Genomic DNA, 22,002 nt, shown 5'->3' on the forward strand with positions numbered 1-22,002 from the left:
AAAACACTAGCTATTTTTATCACTTTGCCGCAGTAATATCCAAACAGGAATCAGTCCAACCAGCACAATAAGTAAGCTTGGCAAGGCTGCTCTCGCCCACATCCCCTCACTGGTCATCTCAAACACTCGCACGGCAAGCGTATCCCAGCTTTGCCGCCGCGTCATAAGCGTAATCGGCATCTCTTTCATTACTTCGACAAAACCCATTAAAAGAGCAGTCAGCATACCTGGTTTGAGTACCGGCAAGACCACTTGACGCCACCGCTGCAGGGGATTGGTGGTGAGTATTTTTGCCGCAGCTTCTTGATTGACAGTCAAGCGCTGTAGCTGACGGTCGATAGGTTGAAAGCTCACTGTCATAAAACGGGTTGAGAGCGCAAGCAGCATGATAATGACACTGCCTGATAATACTTGTTTTGAGGTAATACCAAAGGCGATTAACTGATTATCTAGCCAAGCGATAGGAATAAAAACACCGACTGCCAATACCGTACCCGGTACGACATAGCCTAAATTGGCCAGAGTTATCATGAGCTTGGTTGATTTGTCAGCATACTGACGCTTAATCCACGCAATGATAACGGCAAGAAAGGCAATCAGCAGCGTGGTCATACCCGCTATCATCAGACTATTGGTGACAAAATCGATGTAACGCGCATCAAAATCTTGGCGAAAATTCATCGCTGTCCAATACAGAAGCTGTAAAAACGGTATTAAAAACGCAATCAAAAACACGGTCGTACAGAATAACGTCATCGCAATTTTGGCAGCAGTGCTGGTCTCAAAGCGGCGATTGCTACCTTGGGTCACCGTACTGCCGCGCCGAGCTTGCCAATACTGCTCAAAGAACACCACAACGAACACCACCCCAATGAGCAGCGCGGCCAGTTGAGCGGCAGTGGTTAGACTAAAAAAGCCAAACCACACTTTATAAATAGCCGTGGTGAAAGTGTCGACATTAAACACTGAGACCGCGCCAAAATCTGCGAGCGTCTCCATACAGGCTAATAACAACCCGCCAATTATCCAAGGCAGCGCTTGTGGTAATGCCAAACGAAGCAGTACCTTACCACGGCTAAGCCCTAGCATTTGACCTGCTTCAATCGCCCGCCTTCCTTGTGACAAAAAAGCCTGCCTTGCCAGCAAGTATACATAAGGATAAAACGCCAGAGACAGTATCAGCCCAGCACCCCAGACATTGCGTACTGATGGTATCGCGGTGCTAAACCCCAAGTCACGTAGCCCAGTCTGCAATGGCCCACTAAAATCAACGATTCCGACCGTGACAAAGGCCAGCACATAGGCGGGCATCGCTAGCGGCAACATCAGCGCCCACGAAAAAAACCGCTGTCCTGGGAAGCGGTACATGCTTGTTATCAAAGCCAATGCGGTGCCGATACTACCGGCTATCACCGTCACCATCAGCAATAAAATAGCGGTGTTTTTAATTACTTGTGGCAGTACATAGTCCGTCATGTGCTGCCAGATATCTGCGACTGGCTGTGTCCATGAAAAGAGTACAATTAAAATCGGAATCAGCATAAACAACGAAATCAGCCCTAGGACTGATTTCGATAAAATACGCTTAATGATGACATGCTCTTGACCGATAGCATGGTTGTCACTGACAGTGTCTTCTTTGACAGCATTACCTTCTTTAGTAGAAGCTTTTGTCATTGTCATAATAAAAATACTACCGTGTCATACGCATAAAGGCCAAATTGTATAGGGCGTGTTTAGCATGCAATCATAGCACTGACAGCGGCTATTTGTGAATGCAAAACACGCTCTATTTTATAACAGATTATTTATAGCCCACTTTATCCATCATTTGAATGGCTTGAGTTTGCAGTTCACCAAACTTTTGCACATTGATATTATCTTGCGTAAACGTACCCCAAGATCTGAGCATCTCTGACTCATCGATACCTTCTTTGACAGGATATTCTTTATCAGCACTGGCATAGATACCTTGTGCTTCATCAGAAGATAGCCACTCCATCAATTTGAGCGCGCCATCTGGATTGTCTGAGTTGGTGACCACGCCAGCACCAGAAATATTCACATGCGTGCCTGTAGTGCCTTGATTAGCCCAGAATATTTGCACAGGGAAATCAGGCTTCTCATCAAGTACACGGCCATAGTAATAACTATTGGCAATCCCAACTTCACACTGACCTGCGGCAATGGCCTCTAGCATACTGGTGTCATTGCTAAAGACGTCCGTCGCTAGGTTATCTACCCAGCCACGAATGATTTCTTCCGTTTTTTCCGCGCCCAAATTCTCAATCATGCTAGCAACCAATGACTGGTTATAGACGGCATTTGACGTACGCAAGCACAGCTTACCCTTCCACTTTGGATCGGCAAGATCTGCATAGGTAGAGAGCTGATTGGCGTCTACTTTGCTTGGATCATAAAATATAGTCCGCGCACGTAGTGACAGACCGGTCCACTGACCTTTTGGATCACGGTATTTGGCGGGTACATTGCTCTCTAGTACCGACGAAGCGACTGGCTGCAACAATCCTTGCTGTGCGGCTTGCCATAGGTTACCCGCATCAACCGTCAACAACATATCTGCAGGCGTATTCTGGCCTTCAGCTTCAAGGCGCGCCATGAGTGGACCCGTCTTATCAGTGACCAGTTCAATTTTTACGCCCGTGGCTTCGGTATACTTATCTAATAACGGCTTAATCAGCTGCTCATTACGCGATGAATAAATGGTAACCACTTGATCACTATCAGTCGCCACTGCTGCGGTATCAGTTACCGTCTCTTGGTCAGGGGCTTGCGAATCGACATCGGCATTTTCTGCAGGCGTTGAGGCGTTATTACAGCCCACAAGACCCATCATCATGCTGAATATAGCAACAGATAAAGTGGCTTTAACGGGACGAGACAACGATAAGTTCTCGGTAATCGCAGTCAATGACATGGCTTTCTCCATAATTAGCGCGATAAATAATAGATAGGTGAGATTGCATTAATAGCATTATATGATGAGCTGTTGATTAATCTTTAAAACTAATAAATTGAACTAATAAAGAGCCAGTCAGTCATAAAACTAAAACCATATACTAATCTAAATGAGATTAATTATCAATACATTTGTCATACCTAACAGCATAACTGACAAGAATGCCTTTAACAGTATTTTTCAGCGACTTAAATTCCACTACTTTCGGTTTGGATGTCATCTTTGATACTCGCTATTATTCACCGTTATGTAATAGCCACTGCCCAAGAAGCACATTGACCGCGGCCTCCGTCCGTAAAATCCTTGAACCCATATGGACGGCCTGACAACCCTGCGCGGCAAGCAGCTCAATCTCATAATCAATCCAGCCGCCCTCACTACCGATACAAACCACATTTGGCAATGCTGCTTTTGTAGAGGGTGCTGGCTGTGAAGCATGCTGCTGTATATACTGTGTAAATGACAGCTCACTATAAGGGTGCGCAACAATAGCATCATGGGTGATTAAACTGGCCAGCTCATCTTCGACAAAAGGCTTAAAGCGTTTTTGCAAACGAATACGCGGCGCTACCGTATCAACGCCTTGCTGCAACCCATCCAAGACAAACTCATCAAGTCGCGCCAGTAGTGGACTTTGCCAATAGCTTTTTTGGGTACGATAACTGTTAATCAAAATAATATCACGCACACCCAGTGCCGTCATATCCATGATTAAGCGTCGTAATACTTTTGGGCGCGGCAAGGCCAACACTACCGTAACATCGAGCTTAGGCGGCGGTGCAGTATCAAGCTGCACATCAGCAAGCTGTATGTTATTAGGTGTCATTTCATTAATAATCGCTGTACCAAGATGACCACCTAGCTGGCCTATTTTTAGGGTATCACCAGGCTGCAGATTCAACACTTTATGAATGTGGGTAATTTGTGCAGGATCATTAATTTGCGCATAAGGCAGTGCAATATCGGATTCAGACAATAAGATACAGTTCATACAGCATATCGCTTCATAAAAACAAGAAAATGGGCACTATAATTAAAACACTCTAAAAGCGATACAGTACTATTGGGATAAACTTTTCGAAGCCTCTGGAGTGCAAAGCGCACAGCAAGCGAGGAAAGTTTATTCCAGTATCAAGCTATTATCTATCCAACTATCAATACCTCAGCTTTATTTTACGCTGACTATATTAACGTCTGTTGAGCACCTACAAAATATTCAATCGTTTCTTCAATCATGTTTAGCTGACGGGTTAATACCTCTTGTTGCTGCACCGTCATTTTCTCGCCTGCCTGCCCTGCCTGCTTGGCAACTTTTGGATGACTGAGCCAAAGCCTTAATTGCTGATAAATGAGCTCAACATCATCGCTTATCGCAACGTCAGTATCTGTTATAGATGACGGTGCTAAAGACGCAACCATAGACTCAGAGATTGGCTGATTATCTAAGGTAATCGGTTGATAAAAGTCATTATCTGGCTGATATAAAGCACCGACACTCGCAAGCTTATCTACCACGCTCTGACATGACTGCGTATATCGACCCATTAGCACCGGAGTTCCGACACTCATAGGCTCAACTGGATTGTGCCCACCAATATCTACCAAAGAACCACCAACCAGCGCCACATCTGACAGCGCATACCAGTGCATGAGCTCGCCCATACTATCCGCCAGATATACTTGCGTTTGCTCAGTGATAGCTTCGTTCATACTACGCTTTGCCATCTGCAATCCTGACTCTTTAATCAATGTCGCCACTTCATCAAAGCGTTCAGGATGTCTGGGCACGATAATTAGCAAGGTTTTGTTCAATTCAGCTATGTCTAACAGTTGCTTTTGTAATATTAAAGCCGCTTTTTCTTCACCGTTATGAGTACTCGCAGCTATCCAAACGGGACGATCTAAACACACTGCATGACCTGAACCTTGCGGATTCACAGTGGCAATGTCTTCTCTGGTTTCATCAGTAGTTTTTTCGGGCTCAACCTTTTTTTTAGGCTCGGTGACTTTTTTAGCCTCAGTCGCTTTGGGGGTATTAATCACCCATTTAAGCGAGCCAGCAACACGTATCTGAGTGCAGTGCGCGCCCAACTCGCGAAAGCGTTTAGCAGATTCACCATCTTGAGCAATGATTAAAGATAAATTTTGCATCATACTGGCACTGACCGCCGTTATCTTTTGATAACGTGTAAAAGATGCCGCGGATAAACGCCCATTAACGAGGATACTGGGGATATTTTTTTGAGAGAGTATTGCCAAAATACTTGCCCACAGCTCAGTCTCTACAAACAAAGCAGCAATTGGCTGCACATGCGCTAAAAAGGTTTCGATAACCGTAGGTGTGTCTACTGGTACGTAACTATGGCTCATACGACCTTGGGCAATCTCGTCAGCGAAACGACTAGCAGCGCGCGCATGACCAGTCTGCGTCGTATTGGTCAACCAAACTTGGTAGCCCTGCGCTAACAATGCATCCAGTAGGGGCGCCACTGTGTTGGTCTCTCCTAAAGAAACTGCATGGCACCAAACCACCTTATTCGTGGCATGATCTGCACCAGACATAGGCCGCGGTGGATACTGCTTGCCAAAGCGCTCTGCCACTTCTTGCGGATAGTTCTCACGCTTATGCGAACGACGCCATACTTGCACCCGATACAGGGGCTTCAATAAGGCAATGATAAGCCGATAATACCAAGGCGGCTTGACAGCGGCGCGCTTGCTTAGCGATGCCTGTCTAGAGGGCGACTTAGATTCAGTCGTTGAAGGCGGCGTAGAAGAAGATGGCATGAAGTAGACCAAATTAGTAGAAAGTGTGGCACTTGCAAAGAAGTGCTCAACAAGCCCTAGTCAAAAAAACCAAATGGTATGAAAAAACCAGCCAAAATAATGGCAAAAAATGTGCCAATTTTAGCGTAATTGACAGACCAACCCTATCTCTTATTGCCAAATCGGTAAAATATGTCCCACTCTCCACTATCTAAATATGTTGGCGTAGGCTGTGGCTTTAGCCCAGCATTTTGCTTTTGCAAATATTTAAGCTGGGCTAAAGCCACAGCCTACGATAGCCCACATTAATTTGAGAGTCAGGTTAAAACATATCAACAATTAAAGAAAGATAAGTTAGCCTTTTATTTATACAAAAACCACTAACAACAAAGCAAACACAATTACTGACCCTATCAATAATTGATAGCGCTTAATACTATGTTGTTCTTGCTGCTGCGTCGTTATCAACGCTTGCGCTTTTTGCCACTGCGCTACCAGCTCTGCCGCTTCTTCATGGCCATTTTTAGCGGCTTGCTCTAGCCAGTGTTGACCGTTATTAATATCTTGTGGCACACCAACACCTTGATAATACATTTTGCTCAATAACCGCTGAGCACGGATATCTTGTTTATCAGCCGCTTGTTTGACCAGGGCCACGCCTGCTTCTTTGCCAGCCGCTATCTCTGTTACCAGTCCTTCATTCAATAGCTCATACATTGCCAGTCGCAGCATAGCAGCGGTATTACCCAGCTTGGCAGAGCTTTCCAACAGTAGCAACGCTTGCTGGCGAGACGTTTGATGCTGCTCTGAAAATTTTACGTCATGGCGCGGCTTTGATTGCCGTGCAATATGGCGCTCAAACTGATCCAGTATTTTACGTGCTTGTTGATATTCATCATTACCTACATTCTGTGACACGTCAATATCATCAAGCTCTGCTAGCAGTTGAGTAAATATTTCTGCTGTTGGTGCTGCACGTTTAGTAGACGTTGAATTGGTAGTAGCACTCGACTCAGCTGTTTGCTGTGATGGCAATGGCAAGCTCGTATCTACAATATCATTATTAACTGCTGAGGTTATAGCAGCAGTATTTGCGTCAGCTTGCTTTTGCATGACTTGTTGTTGGGTGCGTGAATCTTTAACCGTTATTTTTGGAGAAACGTCTTCTTCAATGACTTCCTCCGCAGGCGCTTTTTGTAACGCAGCTCTGGTCGTAGAGTGCTTTTGCAAAGAAGCTCTTGCCTCTACAAAAAACTGATTTGTATTTAATACTGGACGAAGCTCTGCATGTTCAGAAGGTGCTTTAGACGCTATAGCACCGATATTGTTAGGCGGCAATCGAGAGCTGACGGCTTGATATAGACCACTTGCAACCTGCCCTCCGCCTTGTACCGCCTGAAACTTGCGGTCGATATGTCCAAATAGTCTCTGACCTATTGGCTCTAATGCAAAAAATACACTCGCACTGCCTAAAGCATCATCTAAAACGTCACTTGAAATATCAGCTAAACCACTGTCACGATATACCACCGCCATTTGCTGATAAAAGTCATCGGTAGTTTCGGTAGTTAAAACAAGCTTAGGATAGTGCTTTTTCAGCTCAAACTGACCATACCAATGCGGCAAGCTTTGCCACTGCCTTGCCAGCACTCGCCCAGCATAAAAAGCTAAAAACCATAGCAAATGACGATAGCGATCATCAGCCAGCAGTTTGGCTTCATCTAAGGTGTTTGACTTGGTATGGTCACGGCGAATTTGCGAGATCAGCGTATCTACTCGCTGCAGGCTTTCTAGCGTCTCATCTAACTGACACTCATGTAGCTGCGCTTCATATGCAATACCACCAGCGATCGGCTCGGCTGCCAAAAAATCCTGCCAATAACCCTCAGCCATATAATCTAGAGATGTTTTGGTTGTTTTTCTATTAGTATGAGAGTCAGTATGAACGGACATAAGACAGACAAATCCTTTATATAAAAATCACTTGAGCATAACTCATAACCACTATAGCAGAGGACTAAATAAGCGCACCACATTATCAAACAAACGCTGTGAGTCAGGACGCTGTTGCCACTCCTCTAGGCTTAAGAATCGGCAGTTTTGTAAATAAACTTCTTGGCAATCAGCAACTTGAGCGACCATCTCAGGGGTGTAGATAGCCAGACTGACCTCCATATTCAAATAAAAACTGCGCATATCAATATTTACCGTCCCAAACAGACAGTAATCATCATCAACCACCACCGTTTTAGCATGTAACAGCCCGCCCTTAAACAGCGCAATCTTTACCCCTACTTCCAGTAATTCTTGATAATAAGCTTGTGAAGCATGCTGCACCAAAAACGAATCAACCTTTTCTGGAATAATAAGCGTCACATCAACCCCACGCTTGGCAGCTGTGACCAAGGCACCTGATAATGGCTCATCAGGAACAAAATACGGGGTGGTGATTTGAATGCGCTTGTTAGCACGATGAATCACCGTCACCAACGTATTATAGATCACATGCGCGGTCAACTGCGGTGCTGAAGGAATAAGCTGCGCGAGCACATTATCAACTGCAGGCATCTGCGGAATCAAAATCGATGTCGATCCTACCTCTGGTACGACATCATGTGTCTCATCAGCCAATACCTCTATACGACTATTAATATCGTTGATAGTCGGGTTCAATACATATAACTTACGTGTATAGCTGTTTACACGTTGATGTAAGGCATGCAGATTATCATTGTTTTCAGCACCTATATCAGTCACCACTACTTTGGCCATCGCCGTCGCGATACTAACCGGCTGCTCACTGACACTACGTATCATCAAATCAATCCACTGCCCGACATTCTTATCTTGTTTAAAATACCTAGGATCTACTAAATTAAAACTGCCGGTATAACCAACATACTCGTCAATAACTACGATTTTACGATGATTACGCAAATCTGAGCGTTTAAACAGTGTTTTGAGCAGTCCTACTGGCAATGATTGATGCACAAACACCCCAGCGCGCTCCAAAGCTCGGTGCTCAGCACTGTTAAAGAAACTAAAGCTACCGACACTATCGACCAATATATGACATTCTACCCCACGCTTGACAGCTGCTTCTAGAGCTTTTAACACATCCAGCACCTGTCCCTTAGGATAGATAATATAAAACTCCATAAAAATAGTGCGCTTAGCATTTTCGATATCATGGATAAAATGATTAAAAATCGTTTGAGGAGACGTCAGTAGCTGCATCTGATGCCCAGGGAACACTCCAAACCCTGTCCGGCGTGTACCGATACGACTGACACCGCTATAGCTGTCCGATAACAGCTCTTGCCCTTGATTGAATATCAAACGCTCACGCACTGCCATATCATTCATGAGCAGACTTGCTTGCCCCATGCGCTCACGATAACGACGGCCAATCATCGGCTCGCCCACCAAAATATAAGCGAAGAACCCCACCAAAGGCAGTATGTACAAAACCGCTATCCACGCAATCGTCACCCCAATATTGCGCTGTACCGACACAACACGTAAGCTCATCACTACCATCAGGATAATATGCAATACCAAACCCATCCCTGCAAAGTCGCTCCACGACCATGCTGCAAAGTACTGCCCAGTAGTTAAAGCGTCTATAATGGCCTCCACCAATCAAGATAAAACAAAAAACATAAGCAGTATAATAGCTTTTAGCCACCAAACAATAGGTAACAATGCTAAGTCTCTTTGTAGCGACCCTAATAAATACCTGACTCATGCTACTATAATTGATGATATTCAGAAGGTATTTATGCTTATTTGATAAAATTGTCAAAATACTGTTTGACAGCCATGTGTAAATGTATATAATACACACCCACAGCAAGGGTGATTAGCTCAGTTGGTAGAGCGTCTGCCTTACACGCAGAATGTCGGCGGTTCGAATCCGTCATCACCCACCACTCATTTAGCGAAGTGGGCTCTGGCTATAAAGAGCAAGACGCTAAAGACGACCTAAGCAGCGGTAGTTCAGTTGGTTAGAATACCGGCCTGTCACGCCGGGGGTCGCGGGTTCGAGTCCCGTCCGCTGCGCCATATTTAAAACTTAGTTTTAATACAAAAGTTTCAACCTTAAGCATTAGATTGTTTGAGGTTTTTTTGTGTCTGAATTTTCTCTTAAAGTCTTTATTTATAAGGGTTGTTGATTTTATCCCTATTATCCCACCAGGGTTAACGGACTCTCTCTTATCGCATCCCATATAAGATTATCAATAGATAAACTGGCTTCAGAAAATCGGTGACCAAGTACTCGGTGACCAAATGGTGACCATTTTGTGACCAAGATTGTTGAAAGTTGGTTGCGGTAACTGATTCTTAAAATTTATACTTATTGATAAGTTTAGTAGCTTAAATATTAAGCTCAAACTAAGCTTTAGATAAAGATGGAAAGCTTTCTATCCACTCACCCATAATTATTTTGTCAGTTTCAATACAAAACGGTATACCCCACAATCTCAACTCTTCTGCTAAATAAAAACATTCCAAAGGTATTTCGAATTGATGATGCTTGGGATAAATAAGCATCATGTCCCCACACCCATTCAAATATTTGTGACCATAAGCAAATAGCTGATAAATATCATCCTGTTCTATATCAAAATTCTTTTTATTTGAGTTTATTAACTTCCATTTGGTATCAAGTACATGGTAATTTTTTCTTTCTTTACTGATTAATAGATCAGGCTTTAACTGAAAGCGCGATTTTAAACCTTCTTGGTCATTCACCATGTGCTTACTAGAAGCTTGTGTTATTAGCTGCCAGGGAGCCTTGATATCTTGTCGTAAGCAGTTTGCCACATACTTCTCGAACAAAATTTCCATTGGAAATAACAATGCAATACCTCGGTGCTCTCCCTTTTGAAAGTTTGGATTAAGCTTTTCAAGTATTAGTTGGCACCATGGCTTTATCGCTCGGTAAGATTGCAATATTTTGATGTCTGACCATTTATGCATTGAGTTTAGAGGCTCTCTAAGACTCGTTATAGGATCTAAGATGTGTGAGAGCTCATTAGCCAGTCGCCAGTTCTCAGAACTCCTACAATGCTGCTGTACGTAATCCAATGCCGTTTTGATTAGTTGGTTCTCAAGTCGATTTGGATGATAGACATCATGACGAATATGAAAAAGATGAGCTCGGCCAACCGTTTGTCTTTGTTGAACTGCAATATCAAGCTGGCCACGAATAAATCTACTTTCTTCTTCAATTCTTTGATAGTCAAATCTGAGCCCAGACGCTACCAGCTCCTTTAGCAAATATAAAAACTGGTAGTATATCCACTCATGAATAGGTAAGCTCATTCGATTGAGACTGGCAAATTGAGCCTCTTTATAGGATAGGTTTAATACGGAGCTTAGCATTTTGCATAAGACCTCTCTGCTCTTGCCTGGCTCCTGTAAACCTAAACCTGTTTTTGGCAGTATTTCAATACCTTCGCCGCAAGGACTTTCTAAATAACCTACATAAGAGTGCAGCTGCAAGTATTGTGGACGCTTATAAGTAATAAAACGTCCATAGCTCTCTTTTTCACTCAATTCCACTAACCAATCAAAAGTTTCTCGCTTGATAATAGCTAAATCTAAGCTAGATAATACTGTCTGATCGGTAGTCAACTGAGCATACTCTCTGACTTGAATCATTCTTCACCTGTAGCTGCATCAAGGTGTAATATCCTTTGGTAGGCTTTTGGCGTAGTAAATGCATCAGCATTAATATAATAGCGTCTATCTGCTGTAATTTGGCTTAGAACTTCACTAGGAAAAAGTTGATTCATAGTAGGATTTATTTTTTCAGTCTGTATAAATCGATCTTCAAAATCTTTGGCAGGATCATTCAATACCCAGCCAATACGTTCCCAATCTGAAAAGAAGTATTCTTGCAGTAACGGGATAATCCGTCTCTTGAAAATGTTGCCTAACTCACTTTCTCTATCTTTACCTGTCTCCAAGTCTTTCAAAGACCAGAAGTATGAGTGACCTATGGTGTGTTCACGATCTAATAGTACTTCAATACGCTGATTCATTATTGTCAATATTTTAGATACAGGAACCCCATAAACTTCTATATCATCTAAAAGTTCAGGCTTAGGTAATAGCTCGATAAAATCAAAGCGGCGACGTAATGCAAAATCCAACTGAGCGAGAGACTTATCAGCGGTATTCATCGTGCCTAGTACGTAAAGATTTGAGGGCACTGAGAATTTCTTTTTAGAATAAGGCAGTATAACTTCGCGCGCATCTGTACCATCTTTACGTTTGTCAGGCTCAAGCAAAGTAATAAGCTCACCGAAGATACGAGATATGTTGCCGCGGTTAATTTCGTCAATAATAAGTATATGGTTATTTGAACCTTTTGTAGAATTACTTATAGATTGGCTATCTAGTGAATAACCTTGATTTTCCAAGCTTTCAGCTAAATCATTCCATGTAAACCTATCAATCTTATAACAAGTTTTTTGAGTTAAGTTGATATTGTTATTTAAGGCATATATATCAAAACTTATACCTTGTAGTATCCAATTTACCTTACGGGTATGATGGAACTCGGCAAGACCCTTGAAGCTTGTATCAAAATAATAATCTGACGTTACAATGCCAATAGCTCTTACAGTGTTTTTATTTTTAAGACAAAGCAATACATCTCCAACTTGAATTTTTTCAGAAAAAGTTTATAGAAGATCTATCGTTGCTACCGAGTCCTTCAAGATATGACAACTCTTTTTCTGTTCGCTCAGATATGTCAGAGTTCAAATCTCCAGTATACCCCCAGCCAATTCGAGCCTCACCATTACTGAAGCAGTATTCGCGCAACTCTTTCTGCTCGGAATCACCAAGAGATATCTTCCAAAAATTGGGCGCATCTGATAAGCCAGATATATTATTTCTCGTTACTGTGCGTGAAGCACGCTCTGAAATCTCCTTAAATATACCTGCCTCAACAGTATAAGATATCTGACCTTCTTCGTTAGTACTTGCTCTAATTCCCTCAACGAAATCTTCATAAGCAAAGCTTTGATGAAATGTAGTGAACGCAATACGCTCTTTCGCTGTGAGTTCGTCATACTTATCTTTGATCTTTTGACGCTTGAACTTGTCATTATTTAGAGACTCATACCAATCGGGTTCAACGCACTGTACAGCGAGTTCTGTAGTACAGTAGGTCTTACCTGTTCCAGGTGGACCGTAGAGAATACGATTAAGCGCTTCATTATCAAGCATGCTTATCGTTAGTTCATCTAACTCTTCGTTGGTATCGTTGTAGATAGATATTCTGCTTGGCTTAATACCTAATTGCTCGCTGTAAAGCACAGACATAAACTGATGCGGAGTGATACCTAAATCATGTTCCTTTTTAATAGCCTGATATATGTCGGTGAGCATCAATAAACGTCGAATGACATGATTATAAGGTGGTATTTTTGACTCTGGAACATTAAACGCTTTCAGGAAGTGCTCGATATGGTCTGTAGATGAAATTGGTAAGATAGTCTCTGGATTGTATATAGATATTAAACGCGCACGACGTCCTGCTCCCATAACACATCTAGGCTCTACACCTGCGCGATCATATACCTCATTATCTTGATCAATCCAAGTGATATCAACGTTAACGTCAGCATCGATTATTACTTGATGGATTTTAAGAACATAACTTAATGCATCATCGTCATTTAAGTCGCTTAAGCTTTGATGCTTATATAGTGTCCCATCTTTTTGTAGATAAAGTAGATGCCCTTTTGCAGTGCCTGGCATATAACGACCAAATATAGGCTGTAGCCCGCGCTCTATCCATCGACAATAATTATCTGTGATAGATCCGTGACCTAAGCAATATTGCTCCTGAGTTAATTCTGTTATTTCATTTCTAGGAAACTTACTTAAAAACTCTTTATAAAGCTCTTCAACGCCTTCTGGCCTACTTGTGATCGCATCGTCTTGGCTTAACTCAATAATCTTCGATACTAAATCACTATCTATTTTTGTTGTATCCATACTGTTGTTTCCTCTAAAAAACTCAAAAAATATAACTAAAAAACGGCTTGTAAAGCATTTAATCAAAAATAAAAATTTTCTCGGCACTAACCCAGTGGAGATTGAAGCTACTATTTGTCAATATTGTTAAGCCACTAATGGCATACACACAATAGGAGCGACACCATGAGTAAGTCTACACAAGCAAAGCCAACTTCGAACCAAGGCAACGGCGGAAACTGGCCAACTAAAAATGGTTCAAGCAATCCATCAGGATCAAATCGCGGAAATGCAAAGCCTAAATAAATTCAAATATAATTAATTTGGAGAGGTAGATGCGGTAGCAAGCCACATCTGCTTTCAAAAATATGAGATATTCAAGCAATAAAGATTTTAATAACCATATAAAGTGCCTAATAAAGCAAGGTTGGTTATTTAGAAAGAAACGAAAACACAATCAGATCGTTGCACCATGCGGACAGTCTGTTACTTTTTCTAAAACGCCGAGCGATCATAGGGCACTTAAGAATTTTATTAACGATATTAGACATGCAAAGAAAGGATATGCGCAATGAGCAATACAAGCACTCAGAAAACTCCTTATTTCCTCCCTGCTGAAGTAGTAAGGGCTATTGCTAGAGCACTCGACAGCAAGAATAACAGTGAACTATTAGACAACAAGTGTCAAGATTTATATCTAAATAAGAATGAGCTTGACCAACTTATCAATACACATATATATAAAGTTATTGAAAAAGTTGAGCTAAAAAAATCGGTTGAAAACGAGCTTAAAACTTTAATTGCTCAGATGTTTGACGATTATCTAAAGGTAGTAGCAAACTACGGTCTATCAGAGCGACATAGAGATGAGATTGGACCTTGGGTTGTTGAAGCTTTTTTCTGTCCATATTTAATTAATATTGTCTCTTTTTTAGGAATAAGAACAAGACCCTTTGAAAAAACTGACTACATTGAACTAATGACCAATAACTCTACAAGCTTAGAGCTTGCTTTTAAAATTATTGAAAGACGAGTTAAAGATTGGAATACTTTTTATGCAGATTTACCTCAAGGTGATAAAGATAAGATTACTGCATGGCGTCGTGGCGATGATATTCCTAGTCAGACCAGCTTAATGTCTATTCTTAACACTCAAAATGCACCAAAGAACGTCTTAGTTTTCTTGTTAACTGCCCGCGCTATTGAGTACTTTAAAAAACAGAATGATTATGAGTTATTAACCCAATACTTCAAATCACCTGTATCTTTTGAAGCTCTAATGGTTCAATTCGAAGACTTAATGTCAGCACTATACGAAAGAGATATGCAATATGTAAATACTCTATATCAGAATAAAGATGAGCAATTTTTTGATCGACCTTCTACTATTATTGTTAAACTTCTGGATCTTAGTTTAAACAGTTTTTCAAAAGATGAAATAAAGCAGGCCAAAGAATGTTTTGTTAAAGCCTTTGAACTTAGTCTATATCGATCAGGAAGATTATGTAATCACATTATCGAAGTTGGTTTTGTCATTGCTAGCTGGCAAGAGAGTCCTGATATGAGCTTAATATCAAAGCTAAAAAGTGTCCAAAATTTATATGGCTACACTCTGCCTACAATAGTGACTGAGGATGCCAAACGGAAGAAGGAAAACCTAGTTGAAGACTGGGAAATAAATATGTGGCGGAGTAATGCTCAAAAAGTATTCAATGACTTTAAAGTTGAACTACCCGAAAAATATCAAGTGAGTTCAGCTATCCTACCTGTATATTTAGATGCAAAAGAGCTAGAGCTTGATCTTAAAAAACCCAATAAGAAAGTAAAGCTAAATGAAAATAGCAAGCTCCATAGAGATAAGAATAAGAAGAAACAAATAACGACACAGCTCATTTGGAATACGTTGCTAGAAGATCTAGATGCTGTCAATAAACTCTTGCAAGCTGGTGCTGACATTAATATCCTCTCTGATAACAACGAATCAGCTTTATTAATCGCTTTGCAATATATGAACTTAATTGAAATTAATGAACCAGATGATAGCTTTTATCAAGCACTTAAAGATTTGAGCTATACACCAAAAACAATTAATGCAATGACCTCTAAAAAGCATCTTTTACCATTACTAAGTGCAGTGCAGACAGGGCGACTTGATGTCGTTGAACATATTGTAAAATTAGGAGCAGATGTCAATAAAAAAGGCGGTGGAAGCCATCTAGACGCCCTAACCACATGCCTATTCTTAATTGGAACGATCAAAAATTCGAAACTGTCAAATAACCGTTTTTCTATGATTGCTCAAGATCCAAAAACTGCAATAAAGAGAATGAGTGATTTTGAGTTTTCTACTTTTGTTAGAGAAACTCAAGGTAGTCTAGGTTTCAATAGACAACAAGTAACGAACCATCTTGCTCAAATGATGAAAAGTTCGGACGCAATGGCTCTTCTTAAAGAGGTATCTGAAGTTTTTAAAGAACAAACTCAGGCAAACTACGAGTTATTCGATTTGAGCAAAATGCGCAAAATAGCAAAGCTACTGATTGATCAAGGTGCAAATCCTAGCGCTAGATATGACTGGCATGGCATCCACGGGTACACTCCATTCTTACTAGCCTGCGAGCTAAATGAAGCTGAACTAGTCTCTTATATCCTAGATAACGCTACTGAGTACTCAAAAGATGACATCATCAATACGGTATATAGAGATCGTAGAGATGGTCAAGCTATCGGCTATGAGAGAATTTGTAAACACTTCAAGGCTGACGATGTACTGGAGGTTATAGACAGGCATTTAACTTTAGAGATTAGTGATGAAGTGAATTAAATTCATCTATGTGGAGTTTGCACAAGATATCATGAAAAAAGTTTTGGGTACCTCAAAGTTTTGAAGCTGGTTGATGTCCTTCTAAATCAGCTATTTCATCCTCAATAGCACTCATAACATTTTCACTTAATGATCTGAACTCTTCCATAATTGCGAGCTTACCTCTCAAAGACTCTATTTTATCTTGGTTCGCTTTAGACTCATCTTCATCTGGATAAAGGAATCTAATATTAACAACGGGGTCTTCTAAGGGCTGTGCTATTTCATTAAGCCAGCTCTTGGTATCTTCATCTATAGTTTCTTTAATGGCTTTGTCAATACAAAAATAGATAAGGATACGGGAAGTTTCATCTAAAACCTTCGACATTTTAAGCCAATCGTTCAAATCAGTGTCATCTTTATCTGAAGAGAGCCGAGCAAATGGATTAGATAAGTATCTATTATTTTGATTATTAGGATTTAGCGAAACCAATGTTTCTAAAATGGGCTCAAGATTTTCAAATGGACGTTTGCCATCAGGAAATGAAGAATGTCTTTCCCAAAGCTTAAGTATAGTGTCAAAGCATTCTTGCTTAGTAACTTCATTATCAGTCTGTTCAGCTAATAATATTTTTTCAGCGATATAGTTACACATCCATGCTGTTATTTCGTCAACTTCATCGTCTTTAAAATTATCAGTTAAACTCTTACCTAAGTTGATAACACTTTGTTGCGTCTCTAAGCGTTCCATCTGCAGATAAGAGGAAGGTTTTGCTGTATGGCGGGATATATCCGAGGTCATCGTCATTACTCCATCTACTGAATGAGTCTTTATATCTTCTTTCAATATCAACTTGAATGGCAATTTCTACATCCATTTTCTTGCATATGAGGGTTAATAAATCTAAAGATGCTAACGCTTGATTACCATTTCTTATATAGTCTTCATTATGACTTGGCTTATCCTCGCTCCAATACGTGCTTTGTAAGTATGGCTTAGCATCAAGTTGCCAGTCTTTCATATCATTGCTATGAGTGCAATTTATTACCTCTGTAATAGCAGAGTGTAGTTTAAATGGCTGTATCCTTCTGACGCCACCAAGAAAGGGATCCATAGAGCCAACACCATATTTTTGTCCATCTAACTCAAGCAATTTTACTGCTGTGAATGCTTTGTCGTCATGTCCATCATCGATCGAGCAAAAGTCATACAGAAAGCATCTATGGATATAGTTCTCGTGATTGATAGTAGTGTGTAGTAAGGACTGACTAAAATTTTTGGATACTATTATGCTTTCAAATGAAACATGTTCGATTCTACTATGTTCAACCTCTTCCCATTCGCCTTCTACATTCAACCAAGTATCATTACCTTGAGTGCTAAGTAGTAAATCAATAAAATCACTCTCTTGTATTTGCCATTGCCATTGCCATTCTTCACTGTCATCTGCAAACACCCAATCTCTTCTCTCGATAGGTATATAGTCTCTGCTTTCTGATAACAACTTAAGATTGTCATCTAGTAATAAGTGTTCATCCAACCATTCTAACCAAGACGATTTTTCGTGATAGCTGACCTGAACAACTGGCATAGCTTCAATCAATTTTGAAGCTACCGCAAACATCAAATGATAAGAGATATAAAAACTATAGAAGACGTCAACTGGGCAGGTGGTAGTGGCTTCAAGTTTTATCGATTAGGTGAAGTCATCTTTAATGAGAACGGTTCGTTAAGAGAGGGTATCAGCTTTGATGCGCTGGCTTCGCATATTTGGTATGGCGATACTAGGCAATCGCTACAGCAGTCCGCTAAATCACCACTACTTGGCGTGCACAATGGCGTGGCTTACTACCTACTTTATAACGGTATTTTAGGTGATAAACGTCCTAACGGTGGCAACGTACTCACGTCGAAAGTGCTGTCAATACTACCGCTACACCCTGAAGACCCCGAAAATGGTAAAAAAGTCATCTATGGTGAGACGAGCCGAATGGGAGAAGCCCGTCTTAAGAGTGAAAATATTATATTTAAGCAAATACCATACGATGTGAAAGGAAGATAAGCGATGTTTGAGCTAAAGAGTTATCAGCAAGGTGCACTTGATGCGCTTACGAGTTTTTTTCAGCGTTGCCGTATGGATGGCAACATTGACACAGCATTTCAGCAGACACTACAGGATAACAATTTTGTAGAAACCCCTTATCGTGCTTACTCTTTTGATGATACACCTTATGTCTGTATTCGTATTCCGACAGGTGGTGGCAAGATTGTGCTAGGCGCTTATGCGGTCTCTACAGCAGCGACTCATTATCTATCACAAGATTTTCCGATTGTATTATGGCTAGTACCGACTACTACTATTCAGCAGCAGACCGTTTCGGCGCTCAAGAGCAACCCAGACTATACCGATCATTTAAACCGTGCATTTGCCAATCAAGTTAGTGTCTACGATATCGCTGATGTCAATCAAATCCGTGCGCAAGATATTGGCAATAAAACAATCATAGTCGTCTCTACGATTGCCAATTTACGAGTAGCTAAAACGTCCGATCGCAAGGTATATCAGTATCATGAAGACTTTGAACCGCATTTTGCCAAATTAAGTCGTCAGCATCCCTTTTATGACAAGCTTGAAACCGTCAGCGAAGATGACGTCTCTGAAAATGGTTTGACCGTCAATGATATTGGTAAGATAAAGTACTCTTTTGCCAACCTATTGGCGCTGTACAATCCTCTAGTCATCGTTGATGAAGCCCATAATGCTAGGACGTCATTAACCTTTGACACCCTAAAGCGCGTGCATCCTGCGGCTATTATCGAGTTTACTGCCACTCCTAATACCTCAACGACCAATGGTAGTAATATCTTATATCATGTCTCAGCGGCACAACTAAAAGCCGAAGAGATGATCAAGCTACCTATCATTTTGACCGAACATATTAATGGCTGGGAAGAAGCGGTACGTGATGCGGTATTAACACGCGATAGATTAGCGCTCAAAGCACAACAAGATATCGACTATATACGTCCTATCGTCCTACTACAGGCAGAGAATAAGAACGGCAAGGTAACGGTTGAAATACTCAAAAAGTGTCTGATTGAAGATCATAATATTACTGAGGATAAAATCGCGGTAGCTACAGGGACGCAGCGAGAGCTAGATGGTATCGATCTTTTTGACCCTAACTGTCCTATCGAGTACATCATTACTATAGAAGCTCTGAAAGAAGGTTGGGATTGCTCATTTGCCTACGTATTCTGTTCAGTTAAACAGGTGTCCTCTAGCAAAGATGCTGAGCAGCTATTGGGGCGTGTATTGCGCATGCCTTATGCAAAACGCCGCGTGATAGAAGATCTAAATAGAGCTTATGCACATTTGGCAACCACAAGTTTGGCACAGGCGGCAAAAGAGCTGACAGATAAACTTATCTCAATGGGTTTTGAAGAGATGGAGGTAGCCACGTTCCTTCGACAGCAAGATGCCAATCAAGGTGATTTATTTGGTCAGGTAGATAAAGATGACTCTGTAAACTCGAGACCTAAATTGACGCCACCTTCTTTGATGGTTGAGGTGGAAGATACGCCAGATACTACCGAGTTATCAGAAGAAGAACGCAGTAGCATTAAAATATCTGAGGTAGATGGTCGACAAGTAGTTACGGTTACGGGTAAAGTCTCAGAGCCGTTAAAAAAAGCCATTACCAAAGTGGCCGTTGAAGATAAAAAAGAGATTGAGACTTCAGTTGATAGGCATAACCTCAGTGTACATGCAGCTTTGTCACCAGCAGAGAATGGAGTGAAGTTTGCCCCATTACCAAGATTGTGTGTCATGGTTCAGGGTGAGCTTGAACTGGTTGAGAAAGAAGTATTATTGGACGTATCAGGTTGGAATTTATTGGATTATCCAGCTAAGCTCGACTACCAGCCAACTGAAGAGACGACAAGCTTTCTAGTCGATGTAGAAGGCAAAAAAGTTAAATACAACCTTGCTCATGAGTCACAAACTTTAAATCTAAACCTGGCTAATACCGAAGTAACCCAAGATGAGCTTATAGGCTGGCTAGACCATGAATGTCGTCAAAGTGATGTCACTCAGCGTGAAATGACGAGTTTCTTAACTAAGGTAATCAACCAATTATTGCAAATACCGTCGCTGACACTCACTACTCTCATACGTAATAAGTATCCACTTGCTCGTTCTATACAGGAGCTGGTATCTGCATATAGACAGCGAGCAATGACTAAAGGATATCAACAAACTTTATTCGCAAATGATGCTGACGTGCTTACGACTTATGATTTTAGTTACGAATTCAAAGCAGATAATTATCCAACACGACCTCCTTACTATTCGGGTAGTTATGCGTTTGACAAACATTATTATCCGCAAATCGAAGACATGAAATCTTCAGGTGAAGAGTTTGATTGTGCTCAGACTATTGATTTATTACCTCAAGTGAAGCATTGGGTAAGAAATCTAGTTAGACGTGGGGAAGCGTCGTTTAGCTTGCCACTGGCACATACCAACTTTTATCCTGATTTTATCGTTGAATTGCAGGACGGTCGTATCTTAGTGGTGGAGTATAAAGGCAAGCCTTACGAAACCAATGATGATTCAGCAGAGAAACGTATGGTAGGCGAACTTTGGGCAAGTCACAGCCAAGGGCAATGCTTATTTTTAATGGCGGTTAAAAAAGATGATAAAGGTCAAGAAGTGCGACAGCAGATACTTAACATTATTGGATAAAGTAGCTAACCTATGTATAGTTTGCTAACGGACCTAGATAAGCTACCTGACCCTGAAGATATAGCGAGTGACATTATTGACAATATCAAAGCTAGGCTGACAAGCTTTCACACGGTATTGTATGAGCTTGAGTGTTGAGTAGTTTAACCTTTATGACTCACGTAAATATAAAAAAGACGCCTATATATTATATAGGCGTCTTTTTTATTCGCTTGAATATATTTGGCTTACATACAGAATTTTCGTGCGAGATTATTTACTACCTGTTGAGGTATTATGTAATCAGCTACTGCTTCGTCTAAACTTTTAGAGTCTTTGTCGCCCTCTATTCTCGAATATCGAGGATTGTCACAATTTACGTTAATAATTCCTCTAAATCCGCTCATTTTACCGTTAGCTGTCAATGCTACTAGCATAGTTGATGGTATGTTTTGTTTAGTGCCAATATAACTTTCAACAGTCATAGGATAGGCTGTCCAAAGCGTTGAATACACGCCTTCGTGTTGATCATCGAGTATGGTGATACCTTTAGGAAAACTAGGCGCTGCTGCAGCAACAGTAGAAATAAGAGATGAAAGCGTTAAAACAGCTATAGATAGTAAAAAGGTGATTTCATAGTTACTCCAAAAATATAATTAATTAATGTTACGCAATTATTGCTAAATAAATATAGCATAATAATTGTATTTTTTATAATGAACTATAAA

14 protein-coding genes and 2 tRNA genes are annotated in these 22,002 nt (G+C 40.9%); 5 read left to right on the forward strand and 11 right to left on the reverse strand.

The features are described from left to right. Window positions 1-6 precede the first annotated feature (6 nt). From JMY01_RS07935 to JMY01_RS07960, 6 genes are all read right to left on the reverse strand, one after another. Window positions 7-1,677, reverse strand: coding sequence for an iron ABC transporter permease (locus tag JMY01_RS07935; RefSeq protein ID WP_201577368.1), 1,671 nt, complete (start codon window positions 1,675-1,677; stop codon window positions 7-9). Window positions 1,678-1,804: 127 nt separating this feature from the next. Continuing rightward, a complete protein-coding gene (locus JMY01_RS07940) occupies window positions 1,805-2,938 on the reverse strand; it encodes an extracellular solute-binding protein (RefSeq protein WP_201575056.1) in 1,134 nt (377 codons plus the stop codon). A gap of 277 nt (window positions 2,939-3,215) precedes the next feature. Continuing rightward, window positions 3,216-3,971 (reverse strand): 16S rRNA (uracil(1498)-N(3))-methyltransferase, encoded by a 756-nt coding sequence (locus JMY01_RS07945; RefSeq protein ID WP_201575057.1) that lies wholly within the window; start codon window positions 3,969-3,971, stop codon window positions 3,216-3,218. A 191-nt stretch (window positions 3,972-4,162) separates the two neighbouring features. Beyond that, window positions 4,163-5,767 (reverse strand): 3-deoxy-D-manno-octulosonic acid transferase, encoded by a 1,605-nt coding sequence (locus tag JMY01_RS07950; RefSeq protein WP_201575058.1) that lies wholly within the window; start codon window positions 5,765-5,767, stop codon window positions 4,163-4,165. Between the two features lie 345 nt (window positions 5,768-6,112). Continuing rightward, complete coding sequence (locus JMY01_RS07955; protein WP_201575059.1) at window positions 6,113-7,699, reverse strand: tetratricopeptide repeat protein; 1,587 nt, start codon at window positions 7,697-7,699, stop codon at window positions 6,113-6,115. Between the two features lie 51 nt (window positions 7,700-7,750). Next, entirely contained in the window at window positions 7,751-9,385 is a 1,635-nt protein-coding gene (locus JMY01_RS07960) for a cardiolipin synthase (RefSeq protein ID WP_227678012.1), read from the reverse strand. Between the two features lie 217 nt (window positions 9,386-9,602). On the opposite strand from JMY01_RS07960, the gene JMY01_RS07965 reads away from it, so the two are divergent. Then, window positions 9,603-9,678: transfer RNA gene (locus tag JMY01_RS07965), tRNA-Val, on the forward strand. A 56-nt stretch (window positions 9,679-9,734) separates the two neighbouring features. Further along, window positions 9,735-9,811: transfer RNA gene (locus tag JMY01_RS07970), tRNA-Asp, on the forward strand. A gap of 330 nt (window positions 9,812-10,141) precedes the next feature. Here JMY01_RS07970 and JMY01_RS07975 read toward each other — a convergent pair. Genes JMY01_RS07975 through JMY01_RS07985 form a run of 3 tightly spaced genes read right to left on the reverse strand, consistent with a single transcriptional unit; the run spans window position 10,142 to window position 13,765 of the window. Further along, entirely contained in the window at window positions 10,142-11,386 is a 1,245-nt protein-coding gene (locus JMY01_RS07975) for an McrC family protein (protein WP_201575060.1), read from the reverse strand. Window positions 11,387-11,409: 23 nt separating this feature from the next. Next, window positions 11,410-12,408 carry an AAA family ATPase gene (locus tag JMY01_RS07980; protein ID WP_227677762.1) on the reverse strand — a complete coding sequence of 333 codons (999 nt, stop codon included), beginning with the start codon at window positions 12,406-12,408 and terminating at the stop codon, window positions 11,410-11,412. Window positions 12,409-12,430: 22 nt separating this feature from the next. After that, a complete protein-coding gene (locus JMY01_RS07985; RefSeq protein ID WP_201575061.1) occupies window positions 12,431-13,765 on the reverse strand; it encodes a hypothetical protein in 1,335 nt (444 codons plus the stop codon). Window positions 13,766-14,315: 550 nt separating this feature from the next. On the opposite strand from JMY01_RS07985, the gene JMY01_RS07990 reads away from it, so the two are divergent. After that, on the forward strand, window positions 14,316-16,568 hold the full coding sequence (locus JMY01_RS07990) for an ankyrin repeat domain-containing protein (RefSeq protein WP_201575062.1): 2,253 nt from the start codon (window positions 14,316-14,318) through the stop codon (window positions 16,566-16,568). A gap of 52 nt (window positions 16,569-16,620) precedes the next feature. Here the strand turns inward: JMY01_RS07990 and JMY01_RS07995 are convergent, their stop codons facing one another. Continuing rightward, entirely contained in the window at window positions 16,621-17,298 is a 678-nt protein-coding gene (locus JMY01_RS07995; RefSeq protein WP_201575063.1) for a hypothetical protein, read from the reverse strand. Then, window positions 17,255-18,139 (reverse strand): hypothetical protein, encoded by an 885-nt coding sequence (locus JMY01_RS08000; RefSeq protein ID WP_201575064.1) that lies wholly within the window; start codon window positions 18,137-18,139, stop codon window positions 17,255-17,257. Before JMY01_RS08000 ends, JMY01_RS07995 begins: the two co-directional genes overlap by 44 nt. Window positions 18,140-18,175: 36 nt before the next feature. Here JMY01_RS08000 and JMY01_RS08005 point away from each other — a divergent pair, with 36 nt between their 5' ends. Both JMY01_RS08005 and JMY01_RS08010 read left to right on the forward strand, forming a co-directional pair. Beyond that, the gene (locus tag JMY01_RS08005) at window positions 18,176-18,610 is read left to right on the forward strand and encodes a site-specific DNA-methyltransferase (RefSeq protein ID WP_201575065.1); all 435 of its coding nucleotides are present in this window, start codon (window positions 18,176-18,178) and stop codon (window positions 18,608-18,610) included. 3 nt (window positions 18,611-18,613) lie between these two features. After that, window positions 18,614-21,295: a DEAD/DEAH box helicase gene (locus JMY01_RS08010; protein ID WP_201575066.1), complete on the forward strand. Its 2,682-nt coding sequence runs from the start codon at window positions 18,614-18,616 to the stop codon at window positions 21,293-21,295. Window positions 21,296-22,002 lie beyond the last annotated feature (707 nt).

The sequence above is a fragment of the Psychrobacter sp. H8-1 genome, from assembly GCF_904846575.1.
Classification (GTDB): domain Bacteria; phylum Pseudomonadota; class Gammaproteobacteria; order Pseudomonadales; family Moraxellaceae; genus Psychrobacter; species Psychrobacter fulvigenes.